The organism is Streptomyces cavernae (assembly GCF_004023625.1).
Classification (GTDB): Bacteria; Actinomycetota; Actinomycetes; order Streptomycetales; family Streptomycetaceae; genus Streptomyces; species Streptomyces cavernae.
In genome coordinates this window covers 1-14,359 of sequence record NZ_RPDJ01000046.1, presented here as the reverse complement: position 1 = coordinate 14,359, position 14,359 = coordinate 1, and the positions used below count along the sequence as shown (strand labels likewise).

14 protein-coding genes and 1 pseudogene are annotated in these 14,359 nt (G+C 71.2%); 6 read left to right on the top strand and 9 right to left on the bottom strand.

What is annotated here, in order from left to right; all coding sequences use genetic code 11:
* The first annotated feature begins 87 nt into the window (after nt 1–87).
* From EF387_RS39545 to EF387_RS39530, 4 genes are all read left to right on the top strand, one after another.
* Nucleotides 88–891: an IclR family transcriptional regulator gene (locus EF387_RS39545; RefSeq protein WP_128381451.1), complete on the top strand. Its 804-nt coding sequence runs from the start codon at nt 88–90 to the stop codon at nt 889–891.
* A 53-nt stretch (nt 892–944) separates the two neighbouring features.
* Entirely contained in the window at nt 945–2,165 is a 1,221-nt protein-coding gene (locus EF387_RS39540; protein ID WP_128381450.1) for a hypothetical protein, read from the top strand.
* Nucleotides 2,166–2,209: 44 nt separating this feature from the next.
* Complete coding sequence (locus EF387_RS39535; RefSeq protein ID WP_128381449.1) at nt 2,210–2,944, top strand: TetR/AcrR family transcriptional regulator; 735 nt, start codon at nt 2,210–2,212, stop codon at nt 2,942–2,944.
* A 434-nt stretch (nt 2,945–3,378) separates the two neighbouring features.
* On the top strand, nt 3,379–4,104 hold the full coding sequence (locus tag EF387_RS39530; RefSeq protein WP_128381448.1) for a bifunctional DNA primase/polymerase: 726 nt from the start codon (nt 3,379–3,381) through the stop codon (nt 4,102–4,104).
* A gap of 93 nt (nt 4,105–4,197) precedes the next feature.
* Here the strand turns inward: EF387_RS39530 and EF387_RS39525 are convergent, their stop codons facing one another.
* The 6 genes and pseudogenes from EF387_RS39525 to EF387_RS50225 all read right to left on the bottom strand — a co-directional run bounded on the left by EF387_RS39525 (nt 4,198) and on the right by EF387_RS50225 (nt 9,743).
* On the bottom strand, nt 4,198–5,232 hold the full coding sequence (locus EF387_RS39525) for an SCO2278 family lipoprotein (protein WP_128381447.1): 1,035 nt from the start codon (nt 5,230–5,232) through the stop codon (nt 4,198–4,200).
* The gene (gene efeU, locus EF387_RS39520) at nt 5,174–6,064 is read right to left on the bottom strand and encodes an iron uptake transporter permease EfeU (RefSeq protein ID WP_128381446.1); all 891 of its coding nucleotides are present in this window, start codon (nt 6,062–6,064) and stop codon (nt 5,174–5,176) included. The genes EF387_RS39525 and efeU overlap by 59 nt, the downstream gene beginning before the upstream one ends.
* A 3-nt stretch (nt 6,065–6,067) precedes the next feature.
* Nucleotides 6,068–7,372 carry an iron uptake transporter deferrochelatase/peroxidase subunit gene (efeB, locus tag EF387_RS39515; protein WP_128381445.1) on the bottom strand — a complete coding sequence of 435 codons (1,305 nt, stop codon included), beginning with the start codon at nt 7,370–7,372 and terminating at the stop codon, nt 6,068–6,070.
* 44 nt (nt 7,373–7,416) lie between these two features.
* Nucleotides 7,417–8,574 (bottom strand): iron uptake system protein EfeO, encoded by a 1,158-nt coding sequence (efeO, locus tag EF387_RS39510; protein ID WP_128381444.1) that lies wholly within the window; start codon nt 8,572–8,574, stop codon nt 7,417–7,419.
* Between the two features lie 202 nt (nt 8,575–8,776).
* Nucleotides 8,777–9,600: pseudogene (locus EF387_RS39505) on the bottom strand (heme ABC transporter ATP-binding protein).
* Entirely contained in the window at nt 9,597–9,743 is a 147-nt protein-coding gene (locus EF387_RS50225) for a hypothetical protein (protein WP_155589814.1), read from the bottom strand. The pseudogene EF387_RS39505 and the gene EF387_RS50225 overlap by 4 nt, the downstream one beginning before the upstream one ends.
* 242 nt (nt 9,744–9,985) lie before the next feature.
* On the opposite strand from EF387_RS50225, the gene EF387_RS39500 reads away from it, so the two are divergent.
* Nucleotides 9,986–10,630, top strand: a complete 645-nt coding sequence (locus tag EF387_RS39500) for a PhzF family phenazine biosynthesis protein (RefSeq protein WP_128381443.1) — start codon at nt 9,986–9,988, stop codon at nt 10,628–10,630.
* A 15-nt stretch (nt 10,631–10,645) separates the two neighbouring features.
* Here the strand turns inward: EF387_RS39500 and EF387_RS39495 are convergent, their stop codons facing one another.
* Nucleotides 10,646–11,314, bottom strand: coding sequence for a biliverdin-producing heme oxygenase (locus tag EF387_RS39495; RefSeq protein ID WP_128381442.1), 669 nt, complete (start codon nt 11,312–11,314; stop codon nt 10,646–10,648).
* A gap of 223 nt (nt 11,315–11,537) precedes the next feature.
* Nucleotides 11,538–12,395, bottom strand: coding sequence for a type I methionyl aminopeptidase (gene map, locus EF387_RS39490; RefSeq protein WP_128381441.1), 858 nt, complete (start codon nt 12,393–12,395; stop codon nt 11,538–11,540).
* Nucleotides 12,396–12,453: 58 nt separating this feature from the next.
* On the opposite strand from map, the gene EF387_RS39485 reads away from it, so the two are divergent.
* Entirely contained in the window at nt 12,454–12,681 is a 228-nt protein-coding gene (locus EF387_RS39485; RefSeq protein WP_128381440.1) for a hypothetical protein, read from the top strand.
* A gap of 10 nt (nt 12,682–12,691) precedes the next feature.
* On the opposite strand, the gene EF387_RS39480 is transcribed toward EF387_RS39485, so the two are convergent.
* Nucleotides 12,692–14,041 (bottom strand): MFS transporter, encoded by a 1,350-nt coding sequence (locus EF387_RS39480; protein WP_162467290.1) that lies wholly within the window; start codon nt 14,039–14,041, stop codon nt 12,692–12,694.
* Nucleotides 14,042–14,359: the final 318 nt, after the last annotated feature.

The window sequence follows — 14,359 nt, the reverse complement described above, 5'->3', positions numbered from 1 at the left end:
ACCGGCCGACCTGGTTGTCGCCGACCCAGTGGCCAAGAACCTGCCAAAGCAGCCCGAAGTGGGGTAATCCGCAGCAAGGAGCTTTCGATGACCGCACCCGCGGCCCGCCGCAACCAGTCCTCGTCGCTGCGCCGCGCCCTCACCGTCCTCGAGTACATCCGCGACCACGCCGGCACCGGCCGCGGCATGTCGCTGACCCGGATCGCGGACGAACTCGGCCTCAACAAGAGCACGGTGCTCCGGCTCGCCACCCCGCTCATGGAGGCCGACCTGCTGGTCCGTGACCGCGAGACCGGCTGGTTCCGGCTCGGCCACGGCACCCTGCGGCTCGGTCAGGCCTACCTCTCCTCGCTCGACCTGCGGACCGTCGCCGCCGAACCGCTGCGGCTGCTCCAGCACGCGGTGGGGGAGACCTGCCACCTGGTGGTGTACGAGCCGCCGGACGTCGTCTACATCGACAAGGTCGAGAACGAGACCAACGTCCGTATGGCCTCCCGGGTCGGCAGCCGGGTCCCCGCCTACCGCACCGCCGTCGGCAAGGCCATCCTCGCCTGGCTGGGGGAGGACGCGTTCCGGGTCGTGGTGGCCGCCGGAATGCCACCGGTCACCCAGCACACGGTCACCGACGCGGAACGGCTGCGCATCGAACTCGACCGGGTGCGGCGGCAGGGCTACGCCATCGACGACCGGGAGAACGAACCGGAGGTGCGGTGCGTCGCGGCGCCCGTCTTCGACCACACCGACGCGGCGGTCGGCGCGCTCAGCGTCTCCGGGCTCACCACCCGGATGACGCCCGCCCGGGTCCGCGAGGTCGGGCCGATGGTGGTGCGCACCGGGCTGGAGATCTCCCACGTCCTCGGCTCCTCGCGGGTCCGGGACGTCGGGCACTGAGGCCGCTCGACCGCCTGACCGCTCGACCGCCTGACCGAGAAGGGCTGAAACCCGTGCAGAGCTCGTCCGTGTACACGTTCGTCGAGGACCTGCGGGCGGAGGGCACCGAAGAGGTGCTCGACCGGATCCTCGGAACGTACGGCTGCGACACGCTCACCGTCGCAGCCGCCTACCACCGCGCCCGTGACGTCACCCCGCACGGCCCGGCACGGGTCACCCTGCGCGGGGACGGCGTCCACCTCCTCCCGCCGGCCGACCTGTTCGACGGCCTGCGGCTTGTTCCGCCGGTGCGTCCGGGCGCCGAGGACGAGCCGCTGCGGTCGCTGCGCCGGAGTACGGCGGAGCGGGGCGCGGCACTGCACGGCTGGACCGTGTTCCTGCACAACACCACCCTGGGCCTGGCCCAGCCCGACGTCACCCAGGAGAACTGCTTCGGGGACCGGGCCGCCCCGGCCGATCTGTGCCCCGCCCACCCCGACGTACGGGCCTACGCCGTCGCGCTGGCCCGCTCGGTGGCCCGGCAGGGCGTGGACGCGGTGGTCGCCGAGTCCCTGCACTACGGCACCTTCGGCCACGGCTACCACCACGAACGCAGTTTCGTGCCGCTCGGCCCGGTGGAGGAGTTCCTGCTGGGCCTGTGCTTCTGCCCGCACTGCACGGAGCGCGCCGAGTCCGCCGGGGCGGACTCCGTGGCCGCCCGCGCCGAGGCCGCGCGGACCGTCGGCCGTGTGCTCGACGGCGCGGACCCCCGGCCCGGTGCGGCGGGCCTCGGGGACCTCCCCGAACCGGTCGCAGCGTACGTACGCACCCGCCCGGACACCGTCACCTCGCTCGCCGCGACGGTCGCCGACGCCGTCGCGGACGAAGGCTCGCGGCTGGTCTTCCTCGATCTGACCGGCGCGGTGAAGGGCTACGCGGACGGGCGGCCCACCGGGGCGCCCGCCGTCGAGGAGGCCTGGCGGATCGGCGTCGACCCGGCGGCGATCGGTGCCGTCGTCCCCGGGTTCGGAATCCTCGCCTACGCCCAGGACCCGGACCGGGTCGCGGCCGACACCGCCGCCTACCGGGCCGCGCTGCCGGACGGCTGTGCCCTGCGCGCGGTCCTGCGCCCGGGCGCCCCCGACACGTCGTCGGCCGAGCACCTGGCGGAGAAGACCGCGGCGGCCACGGGCCCCGGTGGGGCCGACGCCGTGGACTTCTACCACTACGGACTGGTTCCGTACCCGGTCCTGGACCGCATCCCCGTGGCGCTCAAAGCGAGGGACGGACGGTGACACCGCGAGACGTATCGTCTTGTCAGCGCTGTTAGATTCGCCCCATGGCGCAGAACACCACCGACCGGGACCACACCGACCGGGACCACACCGACCGGGACCACACCGACCGGGACCGCACCGACCAGGGCCCCGCCGACCGCAAGCCGTCCAGGAGGCCCGACTCCAGCCGGCGCAGCGAGAAGTCGCGCAGGGCGATCTACGAGGCCGCGTTGGGCCTCGTCGGAGAGGTCGGCTATCCGAAGACCACCATCGAGGCCATCGCCGCACGGGCCGGGGTCGGCAAACAGACGATCTACCGCTGGTGGCCCTCGAAGGCGGACGTCCTGCTGGAGGCGTTCATGGACCTGAGCGCCCAGGTGGCCCCGGAGGGTGCCGAGCAGTCACCGGCACCCGATGAGGTGCCGGTGTACGAGATCCCCGACACCGGTGACCTGGCCGCCGACCTCAAGATGGTGCTGCGGGCCACCGTCGACGAACTGCGGGACCCCAGGTTCGAGGTGCCGGCACGGGCCCTGACCGCCGAGGGCCTGGTCAACGAACAGCTCGGCCGGGTGTTCGTGAGCCGGCTTCTCGAACCCCAGCTCCAGCTCTACGTCAAGCGGCTGCGTTCGGCACAGCAGGCCGGCGCCGTACGACCCGAGGTCGACCCCCGCATCGCCCTGGAACTGTTCGTCTCCCCGCTCGCCCAGCGCTGGCTGCAGCACACGGGCCCCATCTCGTACGAGTACACCGACACCCTCGTCGACTACGCCCTCCTTGGCCTCGCCCCGCGCTGAGCGCTTTCTCACCGGGCCCTTCTGATGGATCTCTGCGACGTCACGACGGCCGGCACGCTCCCCCAAGTTCTTCGAGCAGGGGGGACCCCCACTCACCGCACCGGACAAAAGCCCTAGTAGCTCCTCCCCCACTCTCGGCTTCGCTCGAGCGGGGGGACCCCCCATCGAGGGCTTCCGCCCGGCACTCCCCCAAGCTCTTCGAGCAGGGGACCCCCAGATCACGCATCGAACGCCGCTCCTTCTCCCACGGAGATCCATCAGAAGGGCCCTAGCCCGGTAAGGGCCCTAGCCCGGTTCCCGAGCATAATTCCGGCAAAATCCCACAAGGTCCGCCATGAGCGGTGTGACCCTGGGTACCCCGCGGAGGAACTGTGGTCATAGGGGGCGCAGGATGGTGGCACCATGGACGGAATCACGGTGAGGTGAGGGGATAGATGGGCGCAGAGTTCGGCGGGCGGGGCAGGATCTCCCAGTGGTTGCGCGGTCGTCGCCCCAAGCCGGAGGCATCCGGCGACGACGACAGGGAGACACTGCTGCTCGCCGCCGCGGCGGCGGGACTGCCGCTCGCGCCGGCCGCGCACCCCGCCGGATACCGCTGCTCCTGCGACCGAGTCGGCTGTCCCACTCCCGCGCGGCACCCCGTCTCCCACGCCTGGCAGACGCAGTCGACGAGCGACCCGTCACAGGTCGAGCGCTGGGCGCGGCACCAGCCGGGCGCCAACTTCATCACCGCGACGGGGATGACGCACGACGTGCTGGACGTACCGCGCGCGGCCGGGCAGCAGGCGCTGGACCGGTTGCTGTCCGAGGGCGTCGAGGTGGGTCCCGTTGCCGTCACCGGTGACGGCCGGATGCTCTTCTTCACCCTCACCCGGGGCACGCCCGAGGACGAGGACGAGTGGTGGCCCTGTGAACTGGACTGCCACCCCGAGACGATGGACGAACACCCCGGTCTGCGGTGGCACTGCCGCGGCTCCTACGTCCTGGTCCCGCCGGCCCGCCTCCCCGGCGACCTGACCGTCGACTGGGTGGAGGGCCGGGGCCCCGAGCAACCGCTGCCCGACCCGCTGACCCTGCTCGAGGCACTCACGGACGCGTGCGCACGGTATGCCGGGCAGGAGTCCGACCACGCCGCGGCCGGCTGGCCCCTGCGGGGCTGAACCACCCCGGTCGCGGCGGAACTCGAACGCCGGGCCGGGCGGAGGGCTGCCGGGGCCCGTTCTGGGGCTCCCCCCCACCCACGGCCCCACGGCTCACTCGCCCCGCGCCCCCGTCAACCCCTGAATCCTGCTCAGAAACCGCACCTGCCGATCCGCAGCCGACTTCGCCGGGTCCAGGACCGCCTGGTTGGACACCCGCTCCAGGGTGATCGAACTCTTCGCTTCGCCCGTCATCAACGCCCGGACGTTCGCGTCCACGTTCAGGTTCAGCCCCTGCGCCGCGGTCTGCTTCTCGAAGTGGCGGGTGGCGAAGAAGACCAGCGCGCCGCCGTCCGCGGTGCGCAGGGCGAGCGGGGCGTACGTGTCCGAGGTGAGGGGCTGGTCGACGTACTGGGTGGACTTGCCGGGCAGGCTGGCGCTCTTCTCGCGCTGGGTCCGCCAGTCGGAGGTGTGCGGTCCGGGCGCGAAGACCTCGCCGCCCTGCTGCAGGTAGTTCGCGTAGTTCTGACTCAGGTCCGCGGGCCGCACGGCCACTTCGTCGGAGTTCGCGGAAACCGCCTCGGCGTAGCCGTCCTTGTCGGTCTTCAGGGCCGGCACCTGGTCGGGCGGCACGACCGTCAGATACGCCACCGCCCACACGTCGTCGGGTGTCGCCCGGGTGAAGACGAGCAGCCAACGGTCCGAGCCGTTGCCTCGGTTGGCGTCCGAGTCCGTGAGGAACCAGCGCGGCCAGCCCGCCTTCTTGGGGATGACGAACCTCGTGTCGGACAGCTTCAGCGGCACGTGGTTCGGGTTGCCCGTGGGGCTGCTCGCCCGCTGGGCCTTCAGCCCGGCCTGGTTGATCGCCCCGAGTGCCCCGGTGACCCGGTCCGCGTCCAGCGCCGGATCGAAGGCCTCGTCCGCGTCGTTGTACGCGGCGGTGAAGTCCGAGAGGGCCCGCGCCGCCTCCGACTTGGTGGCCGTGGGCACCACCTCCCGCTCGCCGTGCACGGTGACGCATCCGCTCGCCGTCAGCACGAGCACACCCACCGCCGCCGTCGCGCGTACCAGCCGCGCCGACGGTACGTCCTTACGCCTGCGAAGTCTCCGAAGCCTGCGAAGCCTCCGAGGGCTGCGATCCGCGCTCATCAGGTGCCTTCACCTTCCCCTTCCCGGAGGCGAACCCTACCGGGGCGAGGAACAGCGCGAGCGTCGGGATCAAGTACAGCGCCCACACCACGACTTGGACCACGGTGGGATCGGGCTGGAAGTTGAACACACCCTTCAGCAGCGTCCCGTACCAGCTGTCCGGCGGGATCGTACCCGTGATGTCGAAGGCCTTGTCCGTCAGACCGGGCACCAGGTCGGCCTCCTGCAGATCGTGGAAGCCGTACGCGAGGACACCCGCCGCCACCACGACCAGCATGCCGCCGGTCCAGGTGAAGAACCGGGCGAGGTCGATCCGCAGCGCGCCTCGGTAGAAGAGCCAGCCGAGGATGACCGCGGTGGCCAGGCCGAGCGCGACCCCGATCAGCGGGCGCGGGGTGCCGTCACTCGCCGCGTGCACCGACGCCCACACGAACAGCGCGGTCTCCAGGCCCTCCCGGCCCACCGCGAGGAACGCGGTGGCGACCAGCGCACCCGTGCCCATCCTGAGCGCCTCGTCCAGCTTGCCGTGCAGTTCGGACCTCAGATGCCGGGCGGTGCGCCGCATCCAGAAGACCATCCAGGTCACCAGCACCACCGCGAGGATCGACAGCGAGCCGCCGAGCGCCTCCTGCGCCTTGAACGTCAGCTGCTGCGAGCCGAATTCGAGCACGGAGCCGAAGCCGAGGGCGATGGCGACGGCGACCGCGATGCCGGCCCAGATGGGCTTCAGCGCGTCCCGCCGCCCGGTCTTCACCAGGTAGGCGATGAGGATGCAGACGACGAGAGAGGCTTCCAGTCCCTCCCGCAGACCGATCAGATAGTTGCTGAACACGGGCTACGCCTCCTCGGAGAACAGCGCCCGGCCCCACCAGTCGTCCGCGTCCCGGACGCCCGGCGGGATCGCGAAGATCGCCGAACCCACGTGCTGGATGTACTCGTTGAGGGCGTCCGTGGCCAGGCTCCGCTGCACCGGGATGAAGCCTTTGCGCACGTCGCGCTGGTAGGCGAGGAAGAACAGGCCAGCGTCCAGCCGGCCGAGCCCGTCGTCGCCGTCGGTGAAGCTGTAGCCGCGGCGCAGGATGGTCGCCCCGCCGTTGGTGTCCGGGTGTGCCAGCCGTACGTGCGCGTCCGGTTTCATCGCCTTCAGAAACGGCTCGTCGCGCTCCTTGGCCTTCCCGACAGGTGCGCCCTCGCCCTTGTCCCGGCCGAAGATGTCCTCCTGCTCCTGCAGCGAGGTCCGGTCCCAGGTCTCGATGTTCATCCGGATGCGGCGGGCCACGAGGTACGAGCCGCCGGTCATCCACGCGGGGCCGTCCTGCTCGCCCACCCACACGAACTTCTTCAGCCGCGCCGTCTCCGTGCCCGCGATGTTGCGGGTGCCGTCCTTGAACCCCATCAGGTTGCGCGGGGTCTGCGCCTCGGGAGTCGTCGACGACGTCTTGCCGAAGCCGAGCTGGGACCAGCGGATGACGACCTTGCCGAAGCCGATCCGGGCGAGGTTGCGGATGGCGTGCACCGCGACCTGCGGGTCGTCCGCGCACGCCTGTACGCACAGGTCGCCGCCGCTGCGGTTGCGGTCCAGGTTGTCGCCCGCGAATTTCGGCAGATCGACGAGGGCCTCGGGCCGCCGGTCCGCGAGGCCGAACTTCTCGAACAGGGACGGGCCGAAGCCGATCGTCAGGGTCAGCCGGGACGGTTTGAGGCCGAGGGCCTCACCGGTGTCGTCCGGCGGAGCCTCGGGGAGGCCGCCGTAGGCCCCCTCGCCGACGGCGCGTCCCGCGGTCATCCGCCGCGCCGCCGCAGTCCAGTCCTTCAGCAGCTGGACGAACTCGGCGCGGTCGGTGGTCTTCACGTCGAACGCGGCGAAGTGCAGCCGGTCCTGCACCGGTGTCGCGATGCCCGCCTGGTGCACGCCATGGAAGGCGACCGCGGCGCCCGCCGCCGCGGCCGCCGGCCGTTCGTCGTCCCCGGTGCGCGCCACCGCCACGGCGCCCCCGGCCGCGGCGGCGCCCAGCGCGAGGCCGGCGCCGCCCCAGCCGATCAGCGAACGCCGGGACGGGGCACGGGTGGTGCCGCCTGCGGTGTTGCCGGTGTTGTCCGCGTTGTCGGTGGTCTCGGTCTCGGTGGTGGTGTCCGTCATGGCGGTCCCTCGATCACTTCTCAACTGCGCCGAGCCAGGCCGGACTACTGGGAGACGACGGCCGCGGCGAGCTTGGACAGCGGCTCCGCGAGCGCGTTCACCGCGTCCGAGAGCTCCTTGCGGTCGGCCTTGCCGACCTTGTCGTAGGAGGTGAAGTCGTAGGAGGTCTTGTCCGTGCGGTACTTGTCGAGCAGCGTGTTCAGCGCCGCGAACTGCTTGTCGAGCTCCGTCACCAGGGCCGCGTCGTTCTCCTGGGCGACCGGCTTCAGCAGCTCGTACGACTTCTGCGCGCCCTCGACGTTGGCCTTGAAGTCGACCAGGTCGGTGTGGGAGTAACGTTCCTCCTCGCCGGTGACCTTGCCGGTGGCGACCTCGTCGAGGAGTTCCTTGGCGCCGTTGGCCATCGAGGTCGGGGTGATCTCGGCCTTGCCGACCCGGTTCTGCCAGTCGCTCAGGTCCTTCACCAGCAGGTCGGCGAGTTCCTTCTCCCGGTCACCGAGCTTCTTGTCCTGCCAGAGCGCCTTCTCCAGGCGGTGCCAGCCGGTCCAGTCGGTGGCCGGGTCCTGGCCCTCCTCCAGCCCGTCCTCTCGGACGTCGACCTTGGGGTCGATGTCGCCGAAGGACTCGGCGACCGGCTCGGTGCGCTCCCAGCCGATGCGCGAGGGCGCGTAGGCCTTCTTCGCGGCCTCCAGGTCACCGGCCTTGACGGCGTCCGTGAACACCTTGACCAGCGGAATCGTCTCGTCGGCCTGCGCCTGTGCGTACTTGCGGTAGGCGGCGACGGCCGTGTCGAGACGCGGATCGCGCTTGGCGACCTTGCCGGTGCCGGTGGCGGTGACGTCCTGGCGTATGCCGTCGCCCTTCATGCCCGGCTTGCAGGCGATCCGGTAGTCGCCGGCCTTCACCTCGGCGGTGACGGTCTGCTTGGTGCCGGGACCGATGTTCTCGCGCTCGGCGACGATCCGGTCGTCCGGGAAGAGCAGATAGACCTCGGTGACCTTGGCGCCCTTGTTCTCGACCGCCAACTCGATGTGCCCGGCCGGGACCTCCTTCTTGGAGACCTCGCATTTCGAGTCAGTCGCGGTGACCTGGATGATGTTGTCGGCGCCCTCGGCCGAGCTCTTCTCCGTGCACCCGGTGACGACAGTCAGAGCCGCCGCGGTGGCGGCGACGGTGGCGAAGGGGAGTCTGGCGGAACGCATTTCGGGCTCCAAATCAGGCGGACAAACAGCGCGCGACTGCCCACACCGGGATTGGTGAGGCTGCCCTAACTTATCCGAGGCTTGCCTCACCGATACCCGCTCGTACAGTGATTCAGCTCTCATAAAAAGTGCACGAACGACGGGCAGACACGACTCGATCACGGTGGCTCAAAACGGTGCCCATCAACCGGTCAAGTGCCGGTCAAGACCCCCGAACCGGAGTGATCAGGACGGCTCCGGTCCTCGGGTGCGGAAACACCTCGACCGGCTGCCGGTAGACGTCGCTGAGCAATGCACTCGTGAAGACCTCCGCGGGCGGGCCGTCGGCGGTGACACGTCCGGCGCACAGGATCGCGACCCGGTGCGCATGGGCCGCCGCGAGCCCCAGATCGTGCAACGCCACGACCATCGCGTCCCCGGCATGCGCCCTTTCCCGGCACAGCCGCAGTACGAGTTCCTGGTGTCGCAGGTCCAGCGCGGCGGTCGGCTCGTCGAGCAGCAAGAGGGGGGCGTGCTGGGCCAGCACCCGGGAGAGCGCGACCCGGGCCCGCTCGCCGCCGCTCAGCGCGGCGAAGGCCCGGGTCGCGTACGGCGTCACCTCCGTCGCCGCCATGGCCTCGGCGACCGCACGGTCGTCCTCGTCCTCCCGCACCGTCCCGGCCCAGGGCGCGCCCCATCCGTACCACCTCCTCGACGGTGAACGGGAAGGACCGCGCGGCGGACTGCGGCAACACGGCCCGCCGCAGGGCCAGTTCGGGCACGGACCAGGCGTGCGCGGGCCGGCCGTGGATCCGTACGACACCCTCGGCGGCCGGGAGATCGGCGGCGACCGCGCTCAACAGGGTGGACTACCCCCGCCACGTTGGGGCCGACGAGCGCGAGCACCTCGCCGGCCCGGACGTCGAGGTCCACATCGGCGAGGGCGGTGTGGTCGCTCAGCCGGACGTGCAGGCCCCTCGCTTCGACGAGTTGGTCACCGGGTTCCGGGCGAACCGGCGGCACGGGCCTCCGTCTGATCCACCTCACAACACCGACTCGCCCACCCGGTCGAGCGCGTCCCCGGCGAGCCCGGTCCGGTGCAGCACGGAGTCCCCGACCTCCCCGAGGGAGATCTGGTAGGCGCCGAGGGCGGCGGAGGAGAGGGTGAGCACAAGGATGGCGGCGGTCATGGCGGCGGTGAGGAGCCAGGGTGTGCCGCGCCGCGGCGGGGACGAGAGCCGGCTAACCCGGTCTCCGGCCCTCGCCCGCAACGGGCTCGTCCAACTCCTGCTCACCGGTGGTCACTTGGTCCTGACCTTTCTGGCTCCTGGCCGTTATGGGGTGTGTCGCCCCCTGCGCCCCGCCCGTCCCTAGCTGAGAGGTTTGGGCCCACGGTGAGACCGCCGCGCACGGGTGATGCTTCAATGCCCGGGTGACTAGCTATGACGTGCTGCGTGTCTTCTGCGGGCCCCGTGGGGGATACGGCAACGAGCTCGGTGTCGTACGCGACGGCTCGGTGATCCCCGGCTATGAGGACCGCCAGGCCTTCGCGGCGAAGCTCGGCTTCAGCGAGACCGTGTTCGTCGACGATCCGGAGCGCGGGGTCATCGACATCTACACCCCGACACTCCGTCTTCCCTTCGCCGGGTACCCCTGTGTGGGCGTCGCCTGGCTGCTCGACGTCCCCGAGCTGGTCACCCCCGCCGGGGTGGTCGGCGCCCGCCTCGACGGCGAGTTCAGCTGGATCGAGGCCCGCCCGGAGTGGGTCCCGCCGCGCACCCTGCGCCAGTACGCGTCGGCCGCCGAGGTGGACGCTCTCCCCGTGCCGGCGAAAGGGGACTGGATCTATGCCTGGGCGTGGGAGGACGAGGCGGCCGGGCGCGTCCGGGCCCGTGCCTTCCCCGGCCGCGACGACGGGATCGACGAGGACGAGGCCACGGGCGCGGCGGCACTGTTGCTCACCGCCCAGCTGGGCCGAGCCCTCAACATCGTCCAGGGCACGGGTTCACAGATCCTCACGGCGCCGCAGCCCGAGGGCTGGGTGGAGGTCGGCGGACGGGTCTTCCTGGAGCGCTGAGCGTTCTCACGGTCCTCACGCCGACAGCGGGAACTCGTCGCCCAGCGCGCGGAAGACCTCGGTGTTGAAGGCGAAGGCCGACCTGCACTCGCCGACGATGCGCTGCTTCTCCAGCTCGTCCGCGGGGATCGCGTCCAGCCACTCCCGGTAACCCCGCTTGAAGGCGGCCGGGTTGGTGATCCCCTCGAACACGTAGAACCTGACCCCATCACCCTTGCGGGCGAACCCCCAGGTCTTCTCCGCCTTGTCCCGGATGATCTGCCCGCCGGAGAGGTCTCCGAGGTAGCGCGTGTAGTGGTGGGCGACGTATCCGCCGGGCCAGGTCCGGGCGCACTCCCTCACCCGCTCCGCATACGCCTCGGTCGCCGGGAGCGCGGCGACCGTGTCGCGCCACCCGGCGCCCCGCAGATGGGTGAGGTCCCGCTCCAGCGCGTCGCGCCGCAGCAACTCGGGCCGGACGAAGGGGCCCGCGACCGGGTCGTCGGCGAGCTCCGGCGCCGCCTCCTCCAGCGCCTCGTACACGAACCAGAGTTGCTCGGTGTAACGCGTGTACGCCTCCACCCCGAGCCGGCCGCCGAGCAGGTCGCTCATGAACGTCGATGTCTCCGCCTCGACATGCTGCTCGTGGGACGCGGTGCGGATGACCGTGGAGAACGGGGGAGGTGGCGTGCTCGACGGGTTCATGGTGGACCTCCGGTGCCGACGGGAGACGGGAGTCACCCAGATCTTCTATGGTTAGGCTTACCTAAGTCAATGAGTTTCCCGACAACCCGTCGGCAAAAAGGTACCCAGGATCCGGGGCGGGTCCACATCCCGAATCCGGGGCGGGTCCACATGGGCGCGCCCCCATCGAAGCGCGCACGACAAAGCCCGCCCCTCCGCGGGGGCAGGCTCGGTGGCCGTACGACTACGGCAGGGTCAGGATCTCCGCGCCGGTCTCCGTCACCACGAGCGTGTGCTCGAACTGGGCCGTGCGCTTCCGGTCCTTGGTGACGACGGTCCACCCGTCGTCCCACATGTCGTACTCGTGCGTCCCCAGCGTCAGCATCGGCTCGATCGTGAAGGTCATCCCCGGCTGCATCACGGTGGTGGCGTGCGGGTTGTCGTAGTGCGGGATGATCAGGCCGGAGTGGAACGACGTGTTGATCCCGTGCCCGGTGAAGTCCCGCACCACGCCGTAGCCGAAGCGCTTGGCGTACGACTCGATGACCCGGCCGATCACATTGATCTGGCGGCCGGGCTTGACCGCCTTGATCGCGCGGTTCAGGGACTCCCGGGTCCGCTCGACCAGCAGCCGCGACTCCTCGTCCGCCTCGCCCACGAGGTAGGTCGCGTTGTTGTCGCCGTGCACCCCGCCGATGTACGCGGTGACGTCGAGGTTGATGATGTCGCCGTCGCGCAGCACCGTGGAGTCGGGGATGCCGTGGCAGATGACCTCGTTGAGCGAGGTGCACAGCGATTTGGGGAAGCCGCGGTAGCCCAGTGTCGACGGGTAGGCGCCGTGGTCGCACATGTACTCGTGGGCCACCCGGTCCAGCTCGTCCGTGGTCACCCCGGGCGCGATCAGCTTCGCCGCCTCGGCCATCGCCCGCGCGGCGATCCTGCCCGCGACGCGCATCGCCTCCACGGTCTCCGGGGTCTGGACCTCCGGGCCCGAGTACGGTGTCGGCGCCGGCCGGCCCACGTACTCGGGGCGGCGGATGTTTCCGGGAACGGAACGGGTGGGAGAGAGCTCTCCGGGTACGAGCAGCGACTGGCCAGACATGTCAGCGAGTGTATCCAGCACGGGTGGGGGACTCTCTCCCTGTCGAAAGGAGCGGGTCATGGCCCTGTTCAAGAAGCGGGCGGCGGGCAAACCGGGTGAATGGTACTACTGCCTCGAACACAAGAAGGTCGAGGAGGGCCCGGAATGCCCCGGGAAGGACCGGATGGGCCCGTACGCCTCCCGTGAGGAGGCCAACCACGCGATGGAGATCGCCCGCGAACGCAACGTGGAGTGGGAGACCGACCCGCGGTGGAGCGATGCGGCCGCGCGTGAGGACGAGGCCTGAGCCGCCCAGCTCAGCCACTCATGGGGGAGCCCCCCTGCTCCAGCGCGCTCGGGAGCTCGGGGGAGCTGCCCTCCCGAGCCTCTCGCACGGCCCGCGCGTGCGCGTCCGTCCGCACGTCGTAGGCCATCAGCTTCGGCAGGCACAGCGCCAGCACGCCCACCGCCCCCACGCACAGCACACCCCCACCCCACACCGAAGCCCGCACACCCAGCCACGCCGCCATGGAACCCGCCCGCACCTGACCCAGCTGCGGCCCGACCGAGTACGACAACAGCTCGATGCCGGCCAGACGCCCCCGCAACTCGTCCGGGATCGTCTGGTTCCACATCGCCGCGCGGAAGATCCCGCTGACCATGTCGCAGCAGCCCGCCAGCACCAGGCAGAGCAGCACCAGCCACACATTGCCGGTCAGCCCCGCACCCGCCATGGCGACCCCCCACGCCGCCGCCGCGCACACCACCGCACGCCCGTGCCGGTGCACCCGTGACGTCCAGCCACTGGTGACGCTGACCAGCAGCGACCCCGCCGGGACGGCCGCGTACATCAGCCCCAGCGACCACTCCGCGTCCAGGTCGTCCGCCAGGAACGGCAGCACGGCCAGCGGCATCGCGAGGAACATCGCCGCCAGGTCCACCACGTACGTGCCCAGCAGCTCCTTGCGGCCCCACGCATAGCGCGCGCCCTCCGCGATCGCCTTCAGCGACGGCTTCGCGGCCTCGTTGGAGGCGGGCGACGAGGCCAGCCCCAGGCACAGCACGACGGACACCGCGAAGGTCACCACGTCCGCTGCGTACGCCCAGCCGACGCCCGCGTACGCGACGACGAGCCCCGCCACCGCCGGGCCCGCCACCCCGCCGACCGTCCAGCGCACGGAGTTCAGGGCGGCGGCGGCCGGCAGGTGTTCGTGCGGGACGATGCGCGGCACGAGTGCGTCCAGCGCCGGCCGCTGCACGGAGGTCAGCGCGGAGGTGAACGCGGCGACCACGTACAGCGGCCACACCCCCGGCTCCGGCGCCAGCGCGTTGACCAGCAGCACCGCACAGCACAGACCCTGCCCGGCCTCCGTCCACAGGATGAGCCTGCGCTTGTCCAGCGCGTCGGCGAGCGCCCCGCCGTACAGCCCGAACACGATCAGCGGGACGAGTTCCACGGCCCCGATGGCGCCCACGGCCGCCGCCGAACCCGTCAGTTCCTTCATCTGCACGGGCAGCGCGACGAAGGTGAGGAAGCTGCCGAAGTTGGTGATCAGCCCGGCCACCCACAGCCGCCGGAAATCACGGGAGACCTTCCAGGGAGCCAGGTCGGGCAGCAGGGCGCCCAGGCGGGAGCGGGCCGCGGACACGGGGACGTCGTCAGTCACGACGGGCCATGCTCGGCGTGGCACCCCACCGCGGACAACCGTTTTCCGGCTGCACCCACGGTTTTCAGCCGCCACCCACAGCGGCGGCCCTCCACCGCCCGCCACCGCCGCCACCCGGTCAGCCTGTCGCCGCCGCCCGAGCCGCTGCTCTCCGCCACCGCCCGCCCGCCACCGCCGCGAGCCGGGCCGCCCGCCACCGCCGCGAGCTGGGCCGCCCGCCACCGCCGCGAGCTGGGCCGCCCGCCACCGCCGCGAGCTGGGCCCCCGTTGGAACGTGTTCATGCCGTCACCCCCCGCTCCTCCAGCGCCAGCTTCATC

Bases quoted from the DNA above. Each gene is read 5' to 3' on its own strand.
- map (WP_128381441.1), bottom strand. From the start codon at position 12,395: ATGTCTGGCCAGTCGCTGCTCGTACCCGGAGAGCTCTCTCCCACCCGT.
- EF387_RS39485 (WP_128381440.1), top strand. From the start codon at position 12,454: ATGGCCCTGTTCAAGAAGCGGGCGGCGGGCAAACCGGGTGAATGGTAC.
- EF387_RS39525 (WP_128381447.1), bottom strand. From the start codon at position 5,232: ATGAGCGCGGATCGCAGCCCTCGGAGGCTTCGCAGGCTTCGGAGACTT.
- EF387_RS50225 (WP_155589814.1), bottom strand. From the start codon at position 9,743: ATGACCGCCGCCATCCTTGTGCTCACCCTCTCCTCCGCCGCCCTCGGC.
- EF387_RS39535 (WP_128381449.1), top strand. From the start codon at position 2,210: ATGGCGCAGAACACCACCGACCGGGACCACACCGACCGGGACCACACC.
- efeB (WP_128381445.1), bottom strand. From the start codon at position 7,372: ATGACGGACACCACCACCGAGACCGAGACCACCGACAACGCGGACAAC.
- efeO (WP_128381444.1), bottom strand. From the start codon at position 8,574: ATGCGTTCCGCCAGACTCCCCTTCGCCACCGTCGCCGCCACCGCGGCG.
- EF387_RS39495 (WP_128381442.1), bottom strand. From the start codon at position 11,314: ATGAACCCGTCGAGCACGCCACCTCCCCCGTTCTCCACGGTCATCCGC.
- EF387_RS39530 (WP_128381448.1), top strand. From the start codon at position 3,379: ATGGGCGCAGAGTTCGGCGGGCGGGGCAGGATCTCCCAGTGGTTGCGC.
- EF387_RS39545 (WP_128381451.1), top strand. From the start codon at position 88: ATGACCGCACCCGCGGCCCGCCGCAACCAGTCCTCGTCGCTGCGCCGC.